Raw genomic sequence first — 18291 nt, forward strand, 5'->3', positions numbered from 1 at the left:
TGATAATAACGAGGATCAAATATGTATTTACGACCAGACGAGGTGGCGCGCGTACTTGAAAAAGTCGGTTTTACTGTCGATGTGGTAACTCAGAAAGCTTATGGTTACCGCCGTGGGGAAAATTATGTCTATGTTAATCGCGAAGCACGAATGGGACGTACCGCCCTGGTAATTCATCCAACATTAAAAGAACGCAGTTCGACACTGGCTGAACCCGCTTCCGATATTAAAACTTGCGATCATTACCAGCAATTTCCGCTCTATTTAGCGGGGGAACGTCATGAGCATTACGGTATCCCGCATGGCTTTAGTTCGCGTGTTGCGCTTGAACGTTATTTGAATGGTTTATTTGGCGAAGCCAGTTAAAGACGCGACTGGCGATGCCAGTCGCGAAAAGAAGAATCAAGCTTTAAGCTGTTGATAGCTGGTGACTTTAAACAGACGGCGGCAATAGTCAAGAAAATAGCCATATACCGCACCCATCATCATAGAAATCACCATATTTGAGCTGACGGCAGCGACAATCTGATGCCAGTCTGCACCTATTACCCAGAGAATTGCGGCATATACTGGCGACTGAAACGTTACATAAGCCAGTATATCGGCAATTGTTTTCGTCCATCCTTTGTTATTCATTTTACGCGCCTGACGCATAAAGAAATCCCGATAGATCCCATAAGGGCAGGCGATTAGGATATTGACAGGAATCGCCACCAGTCGTGACGAAAGCGACTGCTCAAAGCTCATGCCGGAGAGGAAAATCTCGATAAGCATGTTCACAACAGTGCAATAGACAACCATCGCAAATGTATCAGCCATAGCGTTACGCCAGCGTGACTGTGCTGAAAGCATAGTGTGAGACTCCATTAAGAGGTTAAGGCAGACAGATGATTTACCGCTTCTGTTAATGCATAGGTTATATCGCTGGCTATTTTCTGACAACCAGGTGAATATTTTTATTTAAAATGCTTTTGTAGATAAAATGCTATTTTGAGATTGTTTTTTGAACGTCGGTGGATTTTTTATATAATACTTTTTATATTTATTTGTTTTTCAATAGGTTAATTGTTATTTGTGGTAGTGGCTTCGCCATAGTGTCAGGCTGACATGAGCGGGCATAGCCACTGATGCAGTAACTTGTGTAACTATTGTTCAGGCAACATTTTCTGCTATAAAAAACTTAATTAGGCAGGATAATAAAGCAGTTAAGAAAATCGCCAGTTTATTCTGTTGTATTGCATAAATATGCTGTGGTGGCGTTACTGTTACCAGTAACAATGATTCGGGATCGCCCGCCAACGTTGACATCGCAGCGCAGTATTATGTATTACAGCATGCAATCAAATGAATATATTTATTAAATTGCCAGGATATAAGCCTTTGCTGATTTAGGCAAGAATATGTAAATATATTTAAGAGTATAGAAAAATAATAAATTTTCGAATACACTATGCCGCGAAATAGTTTTTGGTACTTTTCGTTAGAAGGTTTTTAGTATTATGTCTTTAATGTTACAGAATTTAAATAATATCCGCACTCTACGTGCTATGGCTCGCGAATTCTCCATTGACGTTCTTGAAGAAATGCTCGAAAAATTCAGGGTTGTCACTAAAGAAAGACGTGAAGAAGAAGAACTTCTGCAGCGTGAGCAGGCAGAGCGTCAGGAAAAAATTAATACCTGGCTGGAGCTGATGAAAGCCGATGGAATTAACCCTTCTGACTTATTAGGCGGCGAAGGTTCTGCACCTAAAGCAGCTAAAAAACGCCAGCCGCGTCCGGCGAAATATAAATTCACTGATGTTAACGGTGAAACTAAAACCTGGACCGGTCAGGGCCGTACACCGAAGCCAATTGCTCAGGCGCTGGCAGAGGGTAAATCTCTCGACGATTTCCTGATCTAATTACTGAGGCCGGATGCCGCTGCTATGGCGCGTCCGGCGTCGCTTCTCAAGCTTGCTGGTTCCACGGCATCTTATCTAACAACCTTGCCATCCCACAAAAACCGCTAATTCCTGCAAACAGTAACCCGGCACCAACAAAGCCACTTAATAAGAAGAAACCGCTATTTACGGTATAACCCAGTACAACACCGATTAATATTAAACCACCCGCGGCGATCTGCACCTGGCGCATTAACGGCAAGGGTTGAGATTTATTTACCGCTACTGGCAATCCTGCTTTTTTCCAGCCATCAATCCCATCTTCGAGTAAAAAGATTTCTGCGGGGGCGGCAATCGCTGCTAATTTATCGGCGTTATTACTGGTGCGTTTACCTGCCTGGCAGTGGAATATAATTTGCTCGCGACGTAATTTAGCCGGAAGACCTGACTGTTCGAGCACGGATAATGGAGCCAGATCTGCTTCAGGAATATGTTCACGAAGATATTCATCAGCATCACGAATATCGATTAACTTTGCGCCGCGTGCGATTAATTCTTGTGCATCATGCGGCGAAATGGTTGTCAAAGCCATAGTGACTCCTTACGGACAATAGACATTTTTCAGGGTGGCGATAATGGCATTTACCGCCTCATTTTTAATGGAATATAGAATGCGTTGGGCATCCCGTTGGCTGTCGATAAGCCCTTCGTCTCGCATACGAGCGAGATGCTGTGATGTCGCAGAGGCACTCAATCCGGTAATGCGCGTCAGCTCTCCCGCGCTGGTGCCGGGTGAACCGCTAAGCATGCACAGAATCAGCAACCGTTTGGGGTGGCTCATTGCTTTCAGTAAGGCTGCTGCCTGTTCGGCACTGGCCTGTAATTGCGCGAGTTCATTCATAGTTATTTAAGTGTTTTCTAAATTAAGAAAACTCTAAACTAAAAATACAACATATGCCAGCATCAGCCGCGTAAATGAGAGTAAAAGCGTAAGCTGAAACTGGCAGGCTCCGCTAAAATTACTACGCTTAAGAGATAAAATCTCTTTTTAAACAATGAGTAATTTTCTTATAGGGAGTACATATGGGTTTCTGGAGAATCGTCATCACCATCATTCTGCCGCCGCTCGGCGTGCTGCTCGGTAAAGGGTTCGGTTGGGCGTTCATTATTAATATTCTGCTGACACTGCTTGGCTATATCCCCGGGTTGATTCACGCATTCTGGGTGCAAACCCGCGATTAAACCTGTCCTCACCCCCGCGGCGTTAACGCGCCGCGTTCCTCTGCTACACTTTCTGAGTGTTTCCGTTAACGAATGAGGTAGCTATGGGTCTGTTCAATTTTGTGAAAGATGCCGGAGAAAAACTCTGGGACGCGGTTACAGGTCAGCACGATAAAGACGATCAGGCGAAAAAGGTGCAGGAGCATCTGAACAAAACCGGTATACCTGATGCCGATAAAGTGAACATTCAAATTGCCGACGGCAAGGCGACGGTCACTGGTGACGGCTTAAGTCAGGAGGCGAAGGAGAAAATCCTTGTTGCGGTGGGGAATATTTCCGGTATTGCCAGTGTCGATGATCAGGTGAAAACGGCGACACCAGCCACTGCCAGCCAGTTTTATACCGTTAAGTCTGGCGATACTCTGAGTGCCATTTCCAAACAGGTCTACGGTAACGCCAATCTGTACAATAAAATCTTCGAAGCGAATAAACCGATGCTGAAAAGTCCGGATAAAATTTACCCGGGGCAGGTGTTGCGTATTCCTGAAGAGTAGTTAATTGCCAGCCATCGCCTGCTGGATAATGGGAATTGGCGTCAGTAAATGTTGGCGCATTAACTCACTGGCGCGCGCGGTATCTCGCGCCAGTACCGCCGCTGTCAGGGTCTGGTGCTGATCGTGTTTATCCTCCAGCATTTCTACCGAAAGCACTGTTCGCCGCAGCCAGATAAATCGATAACGCGCCGCCAGATCAAACAACCGTTCACGCATTTGCAGCAAATAGTGAGAACCACAGCCCGCCACAATTGCAGTATGAAACGCCTGATGACGCAGATCCCACTCATCAAGCATTTTCTCACTGGCGTCACAGGCCTCAAGCTTACTGAGCAGATGCGCCTTCGCAAGAACGTCAGCCTCCCACTCATCGCCACCGCGGGCAATCGCCAGACTCACCAGCATCGCTTCCATATTGGCGCGGGCGTCGAAAATATCGAGCAGCTCCTGCTCTGACATAGAAGCCACCCGATACCCTTTTTGATTCACCACCGTGACCAGTCGTTCCGCCACCAGTTGAGAAAGTGCTTCCCGCAACGGCCCAACACCAAGAGCATAACGCGATGTCAGCAAACTCATCCGTAATTTTTCATCCGGTTGAAAATTACCGCGAATAATATCGTTTTTCAGCCAGCGATAGCCATCCAGAGACGTAATGGTCATGGTGTGACTCCTGATCATTATCAGCGCGTATTATGAACGGGTGTTTTTTGCCACAATACCAGCTTTTTCCAGCGAGCCATAATTGGCACGGTACAGATAATCCCTATCGCTAATAAGCCAGTGGAGATCACTTCTAACTGTTGCGCCGGGCGGAATAACATCACTATCAACACAAAGGTAATAAAGCCGATTACCAGCCAGGTGAGCCACGGATAAAGCCACATCCGCAGGCGAATTTCGCTTCCTTCTGCTCGCAGAATTTTGCGCATCCGCAATTGTGAAACGGCGATGACTAAATAAACCAGCAGGGCGATAGCGCCGGAGCTGTCGATCAGAAATTTAAACACTTTCGCCGGTGCGTAATAGTTCACCACCACCGTTAAAAACGCCGCGCCGGTCGAGAGTAATACTGCCACATACGGGGTTTTACTGCGGTTAATTTTGCCCATTACCGCGGGTGCATCACCGCGACGGCTTAAGGAGTAGAGCATCCTTGACGCGGTATACAGCGCCGAGTTCAGGCAACTGGTTACGGAAAGTAATATCACGCAGTCCATGATTAATTTCGCATGGGGAATATTGAGCAATTCCAGAACCGAGCGATAAGAACCAACGGCTTTCAGCCCCGGCATATTCCACGGGATTAATGCCACAACGACAAAAATAGAGCACAAATAGAAGATAGAAATACGCCAGATAACCGAGTTGGTGGCGCGGACAATATGTTTTTCCGGTGTGTCGGATTCCGCGGCGGCAATGGTGACAATTTCTGCGCCCATAAACGAGAACATGGTGATCAACATCGCGCTTAATACCGCACCGAAGCCATTGGGCATAAAGCCGCCGCTATCCCACAATCTTGAGATCCCGCTCACTTCGGCATAAGGGTAAAAACCGCTAATTGCGACTGCACCAAGGAAAATAAAGGCCAGGATAGCGATGACTTTGCACAGCGCCAGCCAGAACTCAAATTCGCCGTAGTTTTTAACGCTTAATAAATTACTGCCAGTTAAGGCGAGGGTAATGACGAGGGAAAATAACCAGATGGGAATGCCTGGAACCCACGAGTGCAGGATCATTGCGGCGATGTTGGCTTCCAGCGGGATAACCAGTACCCAAAACCACCAGTACAGCCAGCCGATGGTATAACCCGCCCAACGACCAATAGCTTTATCGGCATAGGTGGAAAACGAACCCGTGTCGGGCGTGGCAACCGCCATTTCCGCCAGCATTCGCATAATCATAACCACCAGTAATCCGGCGAACAGATAGGCCAGTAATACCGCCGGGCCCGCTTCGGCGATGGCGACGCTGGAACCGACAAACAGACTTGCGCCGATAACACCGGCAATAGACAACATGGTGACGTGGCGTGACTTCAGCCCGCCGCCTAACTCATGTGGTTGCGATGATTGCCCCATCCTGAATCCTCTCGAAAGTGTGTCACTTGGGAGAGCGCCCCGACATTTCCCGCGTCGGGTCACGCGTGTAATTGTTATTGGTTCTTTTTACCGGAGAGCGGCTCCGCCTTATCCGGCCGACATAGATTTATTCCTGTTCACATACAGATTGTCGGATGCAGCGTAAACGCTTTATCCGACCTGGATTCGCGTAGGCCGGACAAGACGCGCAGCGTCGCCTCCGGCATGGGTGCGGTGCTACTGTTTCGCCTCAGCAAAACACTGGCTGATGATCTCCAGACCCTGACGGATCTGAGCGTCTTCAATGGTGAGCGGTACAAGGATGCGCAGCACGTTGTAATACGGGCCGCAGGAGAGAAGAATCAGGCCTTTATCGCGGGCGCGCGCCACGATGTCGGCGGTGAGTCTGGCGTCCGGTTTACTGTGATCGCCACCTTCAAACAGCTCTATAGCGATCATCGCCCCCAGCCCGCGAACGTCGCCGATCTCGGTGTGTTTTTCGGCGATCGCCAGCAATCCGTCTTTCAGCTTTTGCCCCAGATCGTTGGCTTTTTGCAGCAGATTTTCCTGTTCAAACACCTTCAACACTTCCAGCGCCGCGACGCAGGCAATCGGGTTACCCGCATAAGTGCCGCCTAAGCCACCCGGAGCGACAGCGTCCATCACTTCGGCGCGCCCGGTGACGCCCGCCAGCGGGAAGCCGCCTGCGATCGATTTCGCGAACGTGGTGAGATCCGGCGCGACGCCCATTTGCTCCATCGCAAACAGCGTGCCGGTACGCCCCGCGCCGCTTTGCACTTCATCGGCAATCAACATGATCCCGTGCTCGTCACACAGCGCGCGTAAACGCTGCATAAAGGCTGGTGTCGCGGCGTAGAAACCGCCTTCGCCCTGAACCGGCTCAATCACGATGGCGGCGATATCTTCCGGCGCCGCGTCATTTTTGAAGATTCGGTGGATACTGGCGATAGCGTCATCCTCGCTGATGCCGTGTAGCGGACAAGGATAAAGCGCGCGATAAACATGGCCCGGCATCAGGCCCATACCAGCAGAGTACGGGTTCACCTTACCAGTCAGCGCCAGCGTATAGTGCGTGCGCCCGTGATACGCGCCGCTAAAGGCGATGGTGCCGCTACGTTTGGTGGCGGCGCGGGCGATTTTCACCGCGTTTTCCACCGCTTCAGAACCCGTGGTGACCAGCAGCGTTTTTTTGGCGAAATCGCCCGGCACCTTCTGATTCATTATTTCGCACAGCGCCAGATACGGCTCATAAGCCAGCACCTGGAAGCAAGTGTGCGACAGTTTTTTCAACTGCGCTTCCACTGCCGCCACCACTTTTGGATGCAGGTGCCCGGTATTGAGCACCGCAATCCCGCCCGCGAAATCAAGATACTCACGGCCTTCAACGTCCCACACCCGGCAGTTTTCTGCGCGATCAGCGAAAATCGGGTGAATTTGCCCAACGCCACGGGGAATCGCCTGACTGCGGCGTTGCATTAACTCTTTATTGCTGCTCATTCGCGTTCTCCAGTTAAAGACCGATGCACATGTATTTGATTTCTAAATAATCTTCGATGCCATACTTCGAACCTTCACGACCCAGCCCCGAGGCTTTTATGCCGCCGAACGGGGCCACTTCATTGGAAATAATGCCGGTATTGATACCGACGATGCCGTATTCCAGCGCCTCGCCCACGCGGAAGACGCGGCTTAAATCACGGGCGTAGAAATAGGCGGCAAGGCCAAACTCGGTGTCATTGGCCTGCGCAATCACATCGGCTTCATCTTTAAAACGGAATAGCGGGGCGAGGGGGCCGAACGTCTCTTCTTTCGACACTTTGGCGTTGGCCGGAACATCCACCAGAATGGTCGGCTGGAAGAAGTTGCCGCCGCGTTCGTGTGCTTTACCGCCGCAAACCACGCGCGCGCCTTTCTCCAGCGCATCGGCGATATGCTCTTCCACTTTTGCTACCGCTTTTTCATCGATCAGTGGCCCAATGGTGACGCCTTTTTCCAGCCCGTCACCGATGTGCAGTTTGCTCACCGCCTGCTGCAATTTTTCGGCAAAGCGGTCATACACGCCGTCCTGCACATACAGGCGGTTGGCGCAGACGCAGGTTTGCCCGGCGTTACGGAATTTCGAGGCCAGCGCGCCTTCCACGGCTTTATCGAGATCGGCATCGTCAAAGACAATAAACGGTGCGTTGCCGCCCAGCTCCAGCGACACTTTTTTGATGTCTTTCGCGCACTGTTCCATTAACTGACGGCCAATTTCGGTCGAGCCGGTAAACGACAGCTTGCGCACCAGCGGGTTGCTGGTCAGTTCGTTACCGACCGCGCCCGCCGAACCGGTCACCACGTTAAATACGCCAGCCGGAATGCCCGCGCGAATCGCCAGCTCTGCCAGCGCCAGCGCAGAGAACGGCGTCTGACTGGCGGGCTTCAGCACCATCGTGCACCCTGCCGCCAGCGCCGGACCGGCTTTACGGGTAATCATCGCCGCCGGGAAGTTCCACGGCGTGATAGCGGCGGTAACACCAATCGGCTGCTTGATGACAATCAGGCGCTTATCGGCCTGATGACCGGGAATGGTGTCGCCATAAATGCGTTTGCCTTCTTCGGCAAACCACTCAATAAATGAGGCGGCGTAGCTGATTTCGCCTTTCGCTTCCGCCAGCGGTTTGCCCTGTTCGAGGGTCATCAGGCGCGCTAAATCGTCCTGATGCTCCATCATCAAATTGAACCAGTTACGCAGAATGTTGGCGCGTTCTTTGGCGGTAAGGGCACGCCAGGCGGGTAGGGCGCGGTTGGCGGCGTCGATAGCGGCGCGGGTTTCATCTGCGCCCATTTTGGGTACGCTACCCAGCTTGTCGCCATTCGCCGGATTGGTGACCTCGATGACTTCGCCATTGTTGGCGTCCAGCCACTCCCCGTTAATTAACGCCTGCTGGCGGAATAAGTTACTGTCGTTCAGTTTCATCGCTACATCCTGTTTTCAAAGGTTATTGATTAAAGGCGGCGTGTAAGGCATCCACACTACGTGCCGCTCGCAGCGTGCGTCCGGGGTTACTCTGGCTTGCCAACAGCGTTTGTACCTTGCTGACAATATGCGCACCAATAGGAATTGCTGATGTCGCTGCCGGGGAGGGCGCATTGCAGGTGTGGATCGTGCGCGGGGTGGTGACAAACAGAAAATCGTCAATCAGCTTGCCGTCCGGCGATACTGCCTGCGCACGCACACCGGCGGGCCAGGGCTGGAGATCGCTTAACGAAAGCCCGGGACAATACTTTTGCACCAGCCGCAGATAGCCGCTTTTGCACAGCGAGTTTTTCATCTCGCCCAGTCCTGAGCGTAGATGGTTTTGCAGCACCCGGCGAATCCCCGACGAGCCCAAAATCTCCAGCGTGTCGCTAAATGAGAAGTCGCGCTTGCGATAGCCTTCACGTTTAAAAGCAAGCACCGCGTTTGGCCCGACGGTCACGCTGCCGTCGATCATGCGGGTGAGATGCACACCCAAAAACGGCATTGCCGGGTCGGGGATGGGGTAAATCAGGTGGTTAACAATCTGGTTATGCGCCGGGGCAAGGCGGAAATATTCGCCACGGAACGGGCAGATGATAAAGCCCGGCTCGAGGCCGAGCATTTTCACCAGCCGGTCAGCCATCAGCCCGGAACAGCTAATCAGCGTCGATGCTTCATATTCACCGCCCTGACGGGTCCGTATCACCACGCCGTTTTTATGCTCACTGAGGGCGCTGACTTCGGCGTTATAAATAATCTCACCGCCTCTGGCCTGGAAGATTTTTGCCATTGCCGCCGTCACTTCGCGGTAGCTGACAATACCGCTGGACGGCACAAAAATGCCGCCCAGTCCGGTGATATTCGGTTCGCGCTCGCGTAGCTCCTCGGCGTTTAACCACTCGCGCTCAATACCGTTCGCCGCCGTGCGTTCCCATAAGCCGCGCATCCGTTCCATTTCGAGTTCAGACGTGGCGACCAGCATCTTGCCGCAGTTGTCGTAGCGAATGCCGTTTTGATCGCAAAAGGCTTTAGTGGCGCGGTTTCCCGCTAGGCAAAACTGCGCCTTCAGGCTGCCGGGCGTGTAATAGACCCCGGCATGGATCACGCCGCTGTTGTGGCCCGTCTGGTGACAGGCCGGGCCGGACTCTTTTTCCAGCAACGCAATGCGGGCGTCCGGATAGACATCTATCAGTTGCATGGCGGTCGACATGCCAATGATGCCGCCGCCAATAATCACAAAATCATACATCCGCTCAATTCCTTTGCGCTTACTGATGCGTCTGGTAGTGGTGAGTGGCGTAAGCGAAATAGCCGCGCTGGCGCATCAGTTCACGGCGCAGATCCGGGTGTGCGGTAAAGCGGTCGCGACCGTGCAGCCAGAACAGATTGTTAATCAACAGGAATTTGCCAACGGGAACGGGCACAGACAGGATGCCTTTGCTGGTTTCAATGGCGTCCGAAAGCTCGCTCAACCACACGCCTTCTTCGAAGTCTTTCGGCTGGACGAACTGGTCGATATAGCGCATCACCGGGCGGCCCTGCTGATCAACGTCGAACACCGGATGGAAAACATCTTTGCTGACGTTTTTGCTCGGCGGCGCAGCAAAGCGCATCGGACGGCGAGCCAACGGGTGGCAGAAATAGTGGTCCAGATGTTCCCAGTCATCGAGATGCAGCAGCAGCGAATTTCCGCCCTGCATGTTTTGCTCGTCGATTTTCATCATCAGCACGTAATCAGTGATTTCTTCGACGTAGGTGCCGTCGTTGTGCAGCTCCATCACACGATGCGGCTGACGCAGATAGCTGTCTGAGTTATCGACATTTTTCACCACAAAACGCGCGTAATACTGACCACTCATGGCGTCGAAATTTGAGCGACCAATCAGGTGCGCCACCGCCGTTGCCAGCTTCACCATCTCATCTGCCTGCGCGACATCATCGACACCTACCGCATTAATTAACAGCGCACCTTCAGCACGGTTTAGCAGCGTCTTCAACAGCAACGGTTGCAGCTGATTCGCACACAAATCATCAAGAATTTTGCCTACCCGAAAACGCAGAAACGATTTGTACTCCAGCGCCTGCACGGGCCATTCGGCAACCTGCTCGAGAAACCGTTTGGTCGTCTGTTCGGTGAAGGTGAGTTCCAGCAGACGCGGGGATTGCGCCGACGGGATGAGAGTGAATCCGCTATAGTCCTGGCCTGAATCGACAGCGTTGTTTTGTACGGCGGTCAGTGCATTCATCAGAAGCGATCCTCTTATGAGATGTAGGGTGACATGGCGATGCTCATTTCGTAGCCATAATCTAAAAATATCTACATTTCTGAAAAATGCGGTCAAAATGACGTGTTTGTTTAATTATTGTGATCTAAAACAACAATTAATTAACAATGTGATATTCTGAATTTAAGAGTAGTTTTTATGAATTAATTAACATAATCAGTTTGTTAACGGAGAGGGGCTAAGAGAATAGAAAAAGAACCCCTGATGTTTCCATCAGGGGATCTCGGTACAACATCACACAACTGGATTTGCCCACCTTCCTTAGCAGGTCGTGCAAAATCATATTGCCATGGATAAATAAATAACGTAATCAGGTCTATTGCTTAGATGAAATAATAAAAAAAAGCCCATCAATGATGGGCTATCCAGAAATGGGAGAAAAATATAAAAAAACATACACAGTTACCTTACTGACGGAGTAATTTTCTCTTATTTTGTCGCTATTGAATATCCGGTGGAATACTGGTTTTCCAGGTTGGACAAGAATGATGAATCAATCAAAATTATCATGATTCCATCATGATTGTATTTTCACTTCTCCGTAATATGCGCCCACACCAAACGAGATATGCCCTGAGACCAATACAGGACAAATTAAGTAAACCGCCATTAGCTCATCTGGAAGAGCGGACGACAATCAGGATTGTTGTAGGGTACGGGGTTCGAGGCCTCGATGGCGGCCCAATTTTTTACCACAGTGCAGCAAAACACCCCTTGTTAACCGATATCAATGACATTTCCGAATAACCCACGAAAAAAATCTGATTTTGTCTTTTTTAATATGCTGATAATTAAGAATAATCAATGGTAAGTAATCTCAGGTAAAAAAAACCCGCCAAAGAGTGGCGGGAAACCTTATCGCATGGGAAACAATGAATAATGGTTTTACAGAATTTATAATACAGTTTATTGAGATATAAAAAATCGGGTCATTTACCTGGAATGATTTTCATAACAATGTAAAAATAATAAAATTCCTGTTCGCGCATATATTTTCTTAATTGTCACGGTGCAATAAATCTTCATAAATCGTGGTTAAAATACCTTTCTGTCCAAATTGTTTTTTTATCCACTGCGTCACCTGACCGGTGGCAGAGTGTTGAGTTGCCAGTAACATGCGCGAATCCTGGCGCGGGTTATGGATTTGTCGGGTGACCAGCAGGGATTGCGCCATCGCCTCGCGGACCATGTAATCCGGCAAAAAACCAATCCCTTCACCTAAAATCTGGCACTGGCATTTGGTGTTGAAATCTGGCACCAGAATCGACTCCTGCCCATGCAGCAACCAGCCCACTTTTTTATTAATCGTATGCGCGGTATCTTCCACCATGATATTGGGGTAGAGACGTAGCTGACTTTCAGCGATCGGCTCTGGCACAAAGGCTAACGGGTGATCCGGGGCGATAGCAAAAGCCCAGCGAATCGCGCCAATCTCCGTGTAATCAATGCCGCCGCCGTCCAGCAGCGTGTCGGGCGCGCCAATAGCGATATTCGCCTGATTATTAATAATCGCATCCCAGACGCCATTATACACTTCGGTGGTGACGGTAATCTGGCAGGTTGGAAATTGCTTTTTCAGTACCTGTAATAAGCGCGCGGTGTGTTTGGGTGTATAAAGTAGCTGGTTAATACAAATACGCACACGCGCTTCTATGCCCTGCGAAATAGTATCGATGCTGCGTTTGATGGCGTGAAAATCATTCAGCAGGTCGGTAGCTTTGCGGAAAAAATAACGCCCGGACTCCGTTAACTCAATGCTGCGGGTACTGCGAGTGAACAGCACCACATCCAGCCCTGTTTCCATTCGCTTGATGGTGTAGCTAATGGCGGAAGTGGTTAAACCCAACTCGTCTGCCGCTTTACTGAAGCTGCCAAAACGCGCAGCGGTAGTAAATGCCAACAGATTCTCTTCGGTAAAAATTGAGTTCATTAAACCATTCCCGCCATTATCTACTATGAATTTCTCCAGCTATGACTGTAGAGGTATCGGTTAAAGATAGATAATCATTTTTGAATAACTTTTAATACCCGTCGCGTTTAGTCGTCGCTTCGCTTAATTTTTGTCCGCCATATTCTGAAATTATTCCCACGCAGTTACCCGCCAGAAAACCCAGTAATGTCACCGTCCAGTTCATCCCGCTGGCAAAAAACAGCGTCATGCCGAGAAAGCCTCCGGGAATGAATGACAGTAACCAGAAACGCCCTTGCCAGACCACTACAGCTGAGAAAGGCACGGTAGTCATCACGCTTGCCCAGAACACGGAAAGCCCACTCACCGAGGCCAGCCAACCGGAAGTCAGCGCGGCGAAAAACGCCCACACCATCCCGGAATAATTAACCGCCAGACTCTTGATAAACCCCGATTTACCGCCGCCTGCGGCATAAAAACTGCAAAAGGCGACAAAGCCAATGGTTCCTAATAATTCCCATCCCTGAGAAAGCCCAACATGTGAAGACACTAACTGCCAAAGCCCTGCACAAACACCGACGGTTATACCCGTTGCAGTGAGTCCGTTCATCTTGTTCCCCTCTGGTTAGACATGGACGAAAGCTGCGCTTACATGTGCAGACTATAGAGAAATAAAACCTGATTGAGTGAAAGGGTATCGGGTCAAAGAAACAAATATTGCACTACCGCACACTGCGAAAAGATTGTTGAACATCATTCAACAAAAAGGCGAAATACGGCGAATTAAATTTAAGCGGGTTCTTTTATCAGATTATCGTTGCTATTCTCAATTCATCGAAAACAGCCACAAAAACCAGGGGAATGTTAATGAGTATAAAAAATCTACCTGCCGACTATTTATTGGCTGCACAACAGGGTGATATCGATAAAGTAAAAACTTGCCTTGCGCTGGGTGTCGATATAAATACCTGCGATCGGCAGGGGAAAACGGCAATTACACTGGCAAGTTTATATCAGCAATATGCTTGCGTTCAGGCATTAATTGATGCCGGTGCGGATATTAATAAACAAGACCAGACCTGTTTAAATCCTTTTTTAATGAGCTGCCTGAACGGTGATTTAACGCTACTACGAATTATTTTACCGGCTAAACCAGACCTTAATTGTGTAACCCGTTTCGGCGGTGTCGGCCTGACGCCTGCCTGTGAAAAAGGCCATTTAAGTATTGTAAAAGAGCTTTTGGCGCATACGGAGATTAACGTTAACCAGACCAACCATGTTGGCTGGACGCCGCTACTGGAAGCGATTGTGCTTAACGATGGCGGGATTAAACAGCAGGCGATTGTCCAGTTATTGCTGGAACACGGTGCCAGCCCGCACATGACGGATAAATATGGCAAAACGCCGCTGGAACTGGCGCGGGAACGAGGCTTTGAAGAGATTGCGCAGTTACTGATTGCCGCAGGCGCATAAACCGGGAGACTTGCTATCAACACACCAGAAAGACGGTGTGTGTGGGCGCTAACTGCGGATGCTGATTTTCTGGCGCAGCGGGGGCAAGGACAGGTTGAACAGGTCTTTGCCAGAGCGGTAAATATCGCAATCCCGGCTCGCCAGCAGTTGCTGACACTGCTTTGTGAAGAGTACGACAATGCGCCAAACAGTTGTCGGTTGGCACTCACTCACTTTGATGGTCTGTTCCGTCATGGTGATAAGGTTCAGTTTGATGATCAAGGTATTACGGTTGGTCAACATCTTCAGATAGAGATGAGTCATTGCCAACGTTGGCTGTCCCCAACCTTGCAAATGACCGCTGAAAAATTTCACCTTATCGCCTGGCAACAGTGGCACGACATTATTCATCAGCACTTGGGGGAAAATGAAACCCTGTTTAATTATTGCGGCGATAATCCGTTTTATCAGGCGTTAAATAAAGAATTACGTATTAAACGACGGGCAGTTATTCAGGCCGTAAACGATAAAAAAAATATCGCTTTGGCGGTTGCTAATATGATGGGGTTAGGGATTGGCCTTACACCATCAGCCGATGATTATTTAACAGGCCTGGCGCTTATTTTATTTATTTCCGGGCATCCGGCGGGAAAATACAAAGAGGAATTTTATCTCGGTCTGCAACGCGGCAGAAATAATACCACGTTACTAAGTGCCATAACGCTGGAAGCCGCATTACAACAACGCTGCCGGGAAAATATTCATCGTTTTATTCACAACATTATTTATGGCATCCCTGGGAATTCAACCCAGGGAATAGAAAAAATTAAACATATTGGTTCCAGTTCCGGCTGCGACATGCTGTATGGCATGGCTGATGGTTGTGCGCTGAGCCAAACCTACGGAGGGAATTATGTCAGTTAAAATAGTCATTAAACCGAATACCTATTTTGATTCTGTCTCGCTGATGTCTATCTCCACACGTGCAAATAAACTCGACGGCGTCGAGCAGGCATTTGTGGCGATGGCGACCGAAATGAACAAAGGCGTTCTGAAGAATTTAGGGCTGCTGACGCCGGAGCTGGAACAGGCGAAAAACGGCGACCTGATGATTGTCATCAACGGCAAAGCGGGCGCAGACAACGAGCAGTTGCTGGTGGAGATTGAAGAACTGTTCAACAGCAAAGCGCAAAGCGGCTCGCATGAAGCGCGTTACGCCACTATTGCCAGCGCTAAAAAGCATATCCCGGAAAGTAACCTGGCAGTGATTTCGGTTAACGGTCTGTTTGCCGCTCGCGAAGCACGTCAGGCGCTGCAAAACGATCTTAACGTGATGCTGTTTTCCGATAACGTCTCAGTTGAAGATGAACTGGCGCTCAAGCAACTGGCCCACGAAAAAGGGCTGCTGATGATGGGGCCAGACTGCGGCACGGCGATTATCAATGGCGCGGCGCTCTGCTTTGGTAACGCTGTGCGTCGCGGCAACATCGGTATTGTTGGCGCATCCGGCACCGGTAGCCAGGAACTGAGCGTCCGTATCCATGAATTTGGCGGCGGCGTTTCGCAACTGATTGGCACCGGCGGGCGCGACCTGAGCGAGAAAATCGGCGGCCTGATGATGCTCGACGCTATCGGGATGCTGGAAAACGATCCGCAAACTGAAATCATTGTACTTATCTCCAAACCGCCCGCGCCTGCGGTGGCCCGCAAAGTGCTGGAACGCGCACGCGCCTGCCGCAAGCCGGTGGTGGTCTGCTTCCTCGGTCGTGGCGAAACGCCAGTGGATGAGCAGGGGCTACAGTTTGCTCGCGGCAGCAAAGAGGCGGCACTGAAAGCGGTGATGCTCTCCGGCGTGAAACAAGAACATCTCGACCTGCATATCCTGAACCAGCCGTTGATTGCGGATGTGCGTGCGAGTCTGCAACCACAGCAGAAATACATTCGTGGCCTGTTCTGCGGCGGCACACTGTGCGACGAAACCATGTTCGCGGTGATGGAAAAACACGGCGATGTCTACAGCAACATTCAGCCCGATCCTGAATTCCGCCTGCAAGATATCAACCGCAGCATCAAACATACCTTCCTCGACTTTGGTGATGACGACTTCACCAACGGCAAGCCGCATCCAATGATTGACCCCACCAACCGCATCAGTCGCTTGATCGAAGAAGCGCGCGATCCAGAAGTGGCGGTGATCGTGATGGATTTTGTGCTCGGATTTGGATCGCATGAAGATCCGGTCGGTTCCACCATCAAGGCGATCAAAGAAGCGAAAGCGATCGCCGCTGCCGAAGGACGCGAGTTGATCATTCTCGCCTATGTACTGGGCACCGATCTCGATACGCCATCATTAGAACAACAAAGCCAGATGCTGCTTGATGCCGGGGTAATTCTGGCAAGCAGCAGCACCAATACCGGATTGCTGGCGCGTGAATTTATTTGCAAAGGGGAGGAAGCCTGATGAGTCCGTCACTGTTTAGCCAACCGTTGAACGTTATTAACGTCGGCATCGCTATGTTTAGCGATGATCTGAAAAAGCAGCATGTAGAAGTGACCCAACTCGACTGGACGCCGCCGGGGCAGGGCAATATGCAGGTGGTGCAGGCACTGGACAACATTGCCGATTCGCCGCTGGCAGACAAAATCGCCGCCGCTAACCAGCAGGCGCTGGAACGCATTATCTAGTCGCATCCGGTGCTGATTGGTTTTGATCAGGCGATTAACGTGGTGCCTGGCATGACGGCGAAAACCATTCTTCACGCCGGGCCACCAGTGACCTGGGAAAAAATGTGCGGCGCGATGAAAGGCGCGGTCACCGGGGCGCTGGTGTTCGAAGGACTGGCGAAAGATCTTGACGAGGCGGCTGAACTGGCGGCTTCCGGGGAGATCACCTTCTCGCCGTGCCACGAGCACGACTGTGTGGGATCGATGGCGGGCGTCACCTCTGCCTCGATGTTTATGCACATCGTGAAAAATAAAACCTACGGCAACATCGCTTATACCAACATGAGCGAGCAGATGGCGAAGATTTTGCGTATGGGCGCCAACGATCAGAGCGTGATTGACCGTCTCAACTGGATGCGCGATGTCCAGGGCCCCATGCTGCGCGACGCGATGAAAATTATCGGCGAAATCGATCTGCGCTTGATGCTGGCGCAGGCGCTGCATATGGGCGATGAATGCCATAACCGCAATAACGCCGGGACGACGCTGCTGATTCAGGCGCTGACACCGGGAATTATTCAGGCGGGTTATTCCGTTGAGCAACAGCGCGAAGTGTTTGAGTTTGTCGCCAGCAGCGATTACTTCTCCGGCCCGACGTGGATGGCAATGTGTAAAGCAGCGATGGATGCGGCGCACGGCATTGAATACAGCACCGTGGTGACCACCATGGCGCGTAACGGTGTCGAGTTCGGCCTGCGAGTCAGCGGCCTGCCGGGGCAGTGGTTTACCGGCCCGGCGCAACAGGTCATCGGCCCGATGTTTGCCGGTTATAAGCCGGAAGATTCGGGGCTGGATATCGGCGACAGCGCCATTACTGAAACCTACGGTATTGGCGGATTTGCTATGGCGACCGCACCCGCTATCGTCGCGCTGGTGGGCGGTACGGTGGAAGAGGCTATCGATTTCTCCCGCCAGATGCGTGAAATCACCCTCGGCGAAAACCCGAACGTCACCATTCCGCTGCTCGGATTTATGGGCGTGCCGTCGGCAATCGACATCACCCGCGTGGGTAGCAGTGGCATTCTGCCAGTGATCAACACCGCCATTGCCCATAAAGATGCAGGCGTCGGCATGATTGGCGCGGGCATTGTGCATCCACCATTCGCCTGCTTCGAGAAAGCCATTCTTGGCTGGTGCGAACGTTACGGCGTCTGACCTGC

The 18291-nt window shown here is 50.8% G+C and carries 18 protein-coding genes and 1 pseudogene; 8 read left to right on the forward strand and 11 right to left on the reverse strand.

Annotation, left to right across the window (positions count from 1 at the left end; genetic code table 11):
• Positions 1–21 precede the first annotated feature (21 nt).
• Entirely contained in the window at positions 22–366 is a 345-nt protein-coding gene (locus tag K0335_RS19435) for a DUF2002 family protein (RefSeq protein WP_000281320.1), read from the forward strand.
• 36 nt (positions 367–402) lie between these two features.
• Here K0335_RS19435 and K0335_RS19440 read toward each other — a convergent pair whose 3' ends face one another.
• Positions 403–852 (reverse strand): L-alanine exporter AlaE, encoded by a 450-nt coding sequence (locus K0335_RS19440; RefSeq protein WP_000947399.1) that lies wholly within the window; start codon positions 850–852, stop codon positions 403–405.
• A 647-nt stretch (positions 853–1499) separates the two neighbouring features.
• On the opposite strand from K0335_RS19440, the gene stpA reads away from it, so the two are divergent.
• The gene (gene stpA / locus K0335_RS19445) at positions 1500–1901 is read left to right on the forward strand and encodes a DNA-binding protein StpA (RefSeq protein ID WP_000055597.1); all 402 of its coding nucleotides are present in this window, start codon (positions 1500–1502) and stop codon (positions 1899–1901) included.
• Between the two features lie 46 nt (positions 1902–1947).
• Here stpA and ygaP read toward each other — a convergent pair whose 3' ends face one another.
• Entirely contained in the window at positions 1948–2472 is a 525-nt protein-coding gene (ygaP, locus tag K0335_RS19450) for a thiosulfate sulfurtransferase YgaP (RefSeq protein ID WP_001229453.1), read from the reverse strand.
• 9 nt (positions 2473–2481) lie between these two features.
• Positions 2482–2781, reverse strand: coding sequence for a helix-turn-helix transcriptional regulator (locus K0335_RS19455; RefSeq protein WP_219394018.1), 300 nt, complete (start codon positions 2779–2781; stop codon positions 2482–2484).
• A 182-nt stretch (positions 2782–2963) separates the two neighbouring features.
• Here K0335_RS19455 and K0335_RS19460 point away from each other — a divergent pair, with 182 nt between their 5' ends.
• Together K0335_RS19460 and kbp are read left to right on the forward strand one after the other, a co-directional pair.
• The gene (locus K0335_RS19460; RefSeq protein ID WP_000508177.1) at positions 2964–3122 is read left to right on the forward strand and encodes a YqaE/Pmp3 family membrane protein; all 159 of its coding nucleotides are present in this window, start codon (positions 2964–2966) and stop codon (positions 3120–3122) included.
• An 83-nt stretch (positions 3123–3205) separates the two neighbouring features.
• The gene (gene kbp / locus K0335_RS19465; protein WP_000522415.1) at positions 3206–3655 is read left to right on the forward strand and encodes a potassium binding protein Kbp; all 450 of its coding nucleotides are present in this window, start codon (positions 3206–3208) and stop codon (positions 3653–3655) included.
• On the opposite strand, the gene csiR is transcribed toward kbp, so the two are convergent.
• From csiR to K0335_RS19505, 8 genes are all read right to left on the reverse strand, one after another.
• Positions 3656–4318 (reverse strand): DNA-binding transcriptional regulator CsiR, encoded by a 663-nt coding sequence (gene csiR / locus K0335_RS19470; protein WP_000156811.1) that lies wholly within the window; start codon positions 4316–4318, stop codon positions 3656–3658.
• Between the two features lie 20 nt (positions 4319–4338).
• Positions 4339–5739, reverse strand: a complete 1401-nt coding sequence (gene gabP / locus K0335_RS19475) for a GABA permease (RefSeq protein ID WP_002431850.1) — start codon at positions 5737–5739, stop codon at positions 4339–4341.
• A 237-nt stretch (positions 5740–5976) separates the two neighbouring features.
• Complete coding sequence (gabT, locus tag K0335_RS19480) at positions 5977–7257, reverse strand: 4-aminobutyrate--2-oxoglutarate transaminase (protein WP_046083113.1); 1281 nt, start codon at positions 7255–7257, stop codon at positions 5977–5979.
• 13 nt (positions 7258–7270) lie between these two features.
• The gene (gabD, locus tag K0335_RS19485; protein WP_000772890.1) at positions 7271–8719 is read right to left on the reverse strand and encodes an NADP-dependent succinate-semialdehyde dehydrogenase; all 1449 of its coding nucleotides are present in this window, start codon (positions 8717–8719) and stop codon (positions 7271–7273) included.
• Between the two features lie 22 nt (positions 8720–8741).
• Positions 8742–10010: an L-2-hydroxyglutarate oxidase gene (gene lhgO / locus K0335_RS19490; RefSeq protein ID WP_104920118.1), complete on the reverse strand. Its 1269-nt coding sequence runs from the start codon at positions 10008–10010 to the stop codon at positions 8742–8744.
• A gap of 19 nt (positions 10011–10029) precedes the next feature.
• Positions 10030–11007 (reverse strand): glutarate dioxygenase GlaH, encoded by a 978-nt coding sequence (glaH, locus tag K0335_RS19495; protein WP_104920117.1) that lies wholly within the window; start codon positions 11005–11007, stop codon positions 10030–10032.
• 1036 nt (positions 11008–12043) lie between these two features.
• Positions 12044–12976, reverse strand: coding sequence for a LysR substrate-binding domain-containing protein (locus tag K0335_RS19500; RefSeq protein WP_169710950.1), 933 nt, complete (start codon positions 12974–12976; stop codon positions 12044–12046).
• A gap of 91 nt (positions 12977–13067) precedes the next feature.
• Positions 13068–13565 carry a DUF1097 domain-containing protein gene (locus K0335_RS19505; RefSeq protein WP_104920115.1) on the reverse strand — a complete coding sequence of 166 codons (498 nt, stop codon included), beginning with the start codon at positions 13563–13565 and terminating at the stop codon, positions 13068–13070.
• A 257-nt stretch (positions 13566–13822) separates the two neighbouring features.
• Between K0335_RS19505 and K0335_RS19510 the strand changes: the two genes are divergently transcribed.
• The 4 genes and pseudogenes from K0335_RS19510 (at position 13823) to K0335_RS19525 (ending at position 18286) form a co-directional block, all read left to right on the forward strand.
• Positions 13823–14428, forward strand: a complete 606-nt coding sequence (locus tag K0335_RS19510) for an ankyrin repeat domain-containing protein (RefSeq protein WP_104920114.1) — start codon at positions 13823–13825, stop codon at positions 14426–14428.
• Positions 14429–14467: 39 nt separating this feature from the next.
• Entirely contained in the window at positions 14468–15331 is an 864-nt protein-coding gene (locus K0335_RS19515) for a DUF2877 domain-containing protein (protein ID WP_104920113.1), read from the forward strand.
• Positions 15321–16868, forward strand: coding sequence for an acyl-CoA synthetase FdrA (fdrA, locus tag K0335_RS19520; RefSeq protein ID WP_104920112.1), 1548 nt, complete (start codon positions 15321–15323; stop codon positions 16866–16868). The genes K0335_RS19515 and fdrA overlap by 11 nt, the downstream gene beginning before the upstream one ends.
• A pseudogene (locus tag K0335_RS19525) lies at positions 16868–18286 on the forward strand (DUF1116 domain-containing protein). Before fdrA ends, K0335_RS19525 begins: the two are co-directional and overlap by 1 nt.
• Positions 18287–18291 lie beyond the last annotated feature (5 nt).

It is taken from the genome of Escherichia sp. GZ89 (assembly GCF_019366485.1).
In the GTDB taxonomy this organism is placed as follows: domain Bacteria; phylum Pseudomonadota; class Gammaproteobacteria; order Enterobacterales; family Enterobacteriaceae; genus Escherichia; species Escherichia fergusonii.

Excerpts from the sequence above, each read along its gene's own strand:
- K0335_RS19435 (WP_000281320.1), top strand. The coding sequence starts at position 22 with ATGTATTTACGACCAGACGAGGTGGCGCGCGTACTTGAAAAAGTCGGT.
- K0335_RS19440 (WP_000947399.1), bottom strand. The coding sequence starts at position 852 with ATGCTTTCAGCACAGTCACGCTGGCGTAACGCTATGGCTGATACATTT.
- stpA (WP_000055597.1), top strand. The coding sequence starts at position 1,500 with ATGTCTTTAATGTTACAGAATTTAAATAATATCCGCACTCTACGTGCT.
- ygaP (WP_001229453.1), bottom strand. The coding sequence starts at position 2,472 with ATGGCTTTGACAACCATTTCGCCGCATGATGCACAAGAATTAATCGCA.
- K0335_RS19455 (WP_219394018.1), bottom strand. The coding sequence starts at position 2,781 with ATGAATGAACTCGCGCAATTACAGGCCAGTGCCGAACAGGCAGCAGCC.
- K0335_RS19460 (WP_000508177.1), top strand. The coding sequence starts at position 2,964 with ATGGGTTTCTGGAGAATCGTCATCACCATCATTCTGCCGCCGCTCGGC.
- kbp (WP_000522415.1), top strand. The coding sequence starts at position 3,206 with ATGGGTCTGTTCAATTTTGTGAAAGATGCCGGAGAAAAACTCTGGGAC.
- csiR (WP_000156811.1), bottom strand. The coding sequence starts at position 4,318 with ATGACCATTACGTCTCTGGATGGCTATCGCTGGCTGAAAAACGATATT.
- gabP (WP_002431850.1), bottom strand. The coding sequence starts at position 5,739 with ATGGGGCAATCATCGCAACCACATGAGTTAGGCGGCGGGCTGAAGTCA.
- gabT (WP_046083113.1), bottom strand. The coding sequence starts at position 7,257 with ATGAGCAGCAATAAAGAGTTAATGCAACGCCGCAGTCAGGCGATTCCC.
- gabD (WP_000772890.1), bottom strand. The coding sequence starts at position 8,719 with ATGAAACTGAACGACAGTAACTTATTCCGCCAGCAGGCGTTAATTAAC.
- lhgO (WP_104920118.1), bottom strand. The coding sequence starts at position 10,010 with ATGTATGATTTTGTGATTATTGGCGGCGGCATCATTGGCATGTCGACC.
- glaH (WP_104920117.1), bottom strand. The coding sequence starts at position 11,007 with ATGAATGCACTGACCGCCGTACAAAACAACGCTGTCGATTCAGGCCAG.
- K0335_RS19500 (WP_169710950.1), bottom strand. The coding sequence starts at position 12,976 with ATGAACTCAATTTTTACCGAAGAGAATCTGTTGGCATTTACTACCGCT.
- K0335_RS19505 (WP_104920115.1), bottom strand. The coding sequence starts at position 13,565 with ATGAACGGACTCACTGCAACGGGTATAACCGTCGGTGTTTGTGCAGGG.
- K0335_RS19510 (WP_104920114.1), top strand. The coding sequence starts at position 13,823 with ATGAGTATAAAAAATCTACCTGCCGACTATTTATTGGCTGCACAACAG.
- fdrA (WP_104920112.1), top strand. The coding sequence starts at position 15,321 with ATGTCAGTTAAAATAGTCATTAAACCGAATACCTATTTTGATTCTGTC.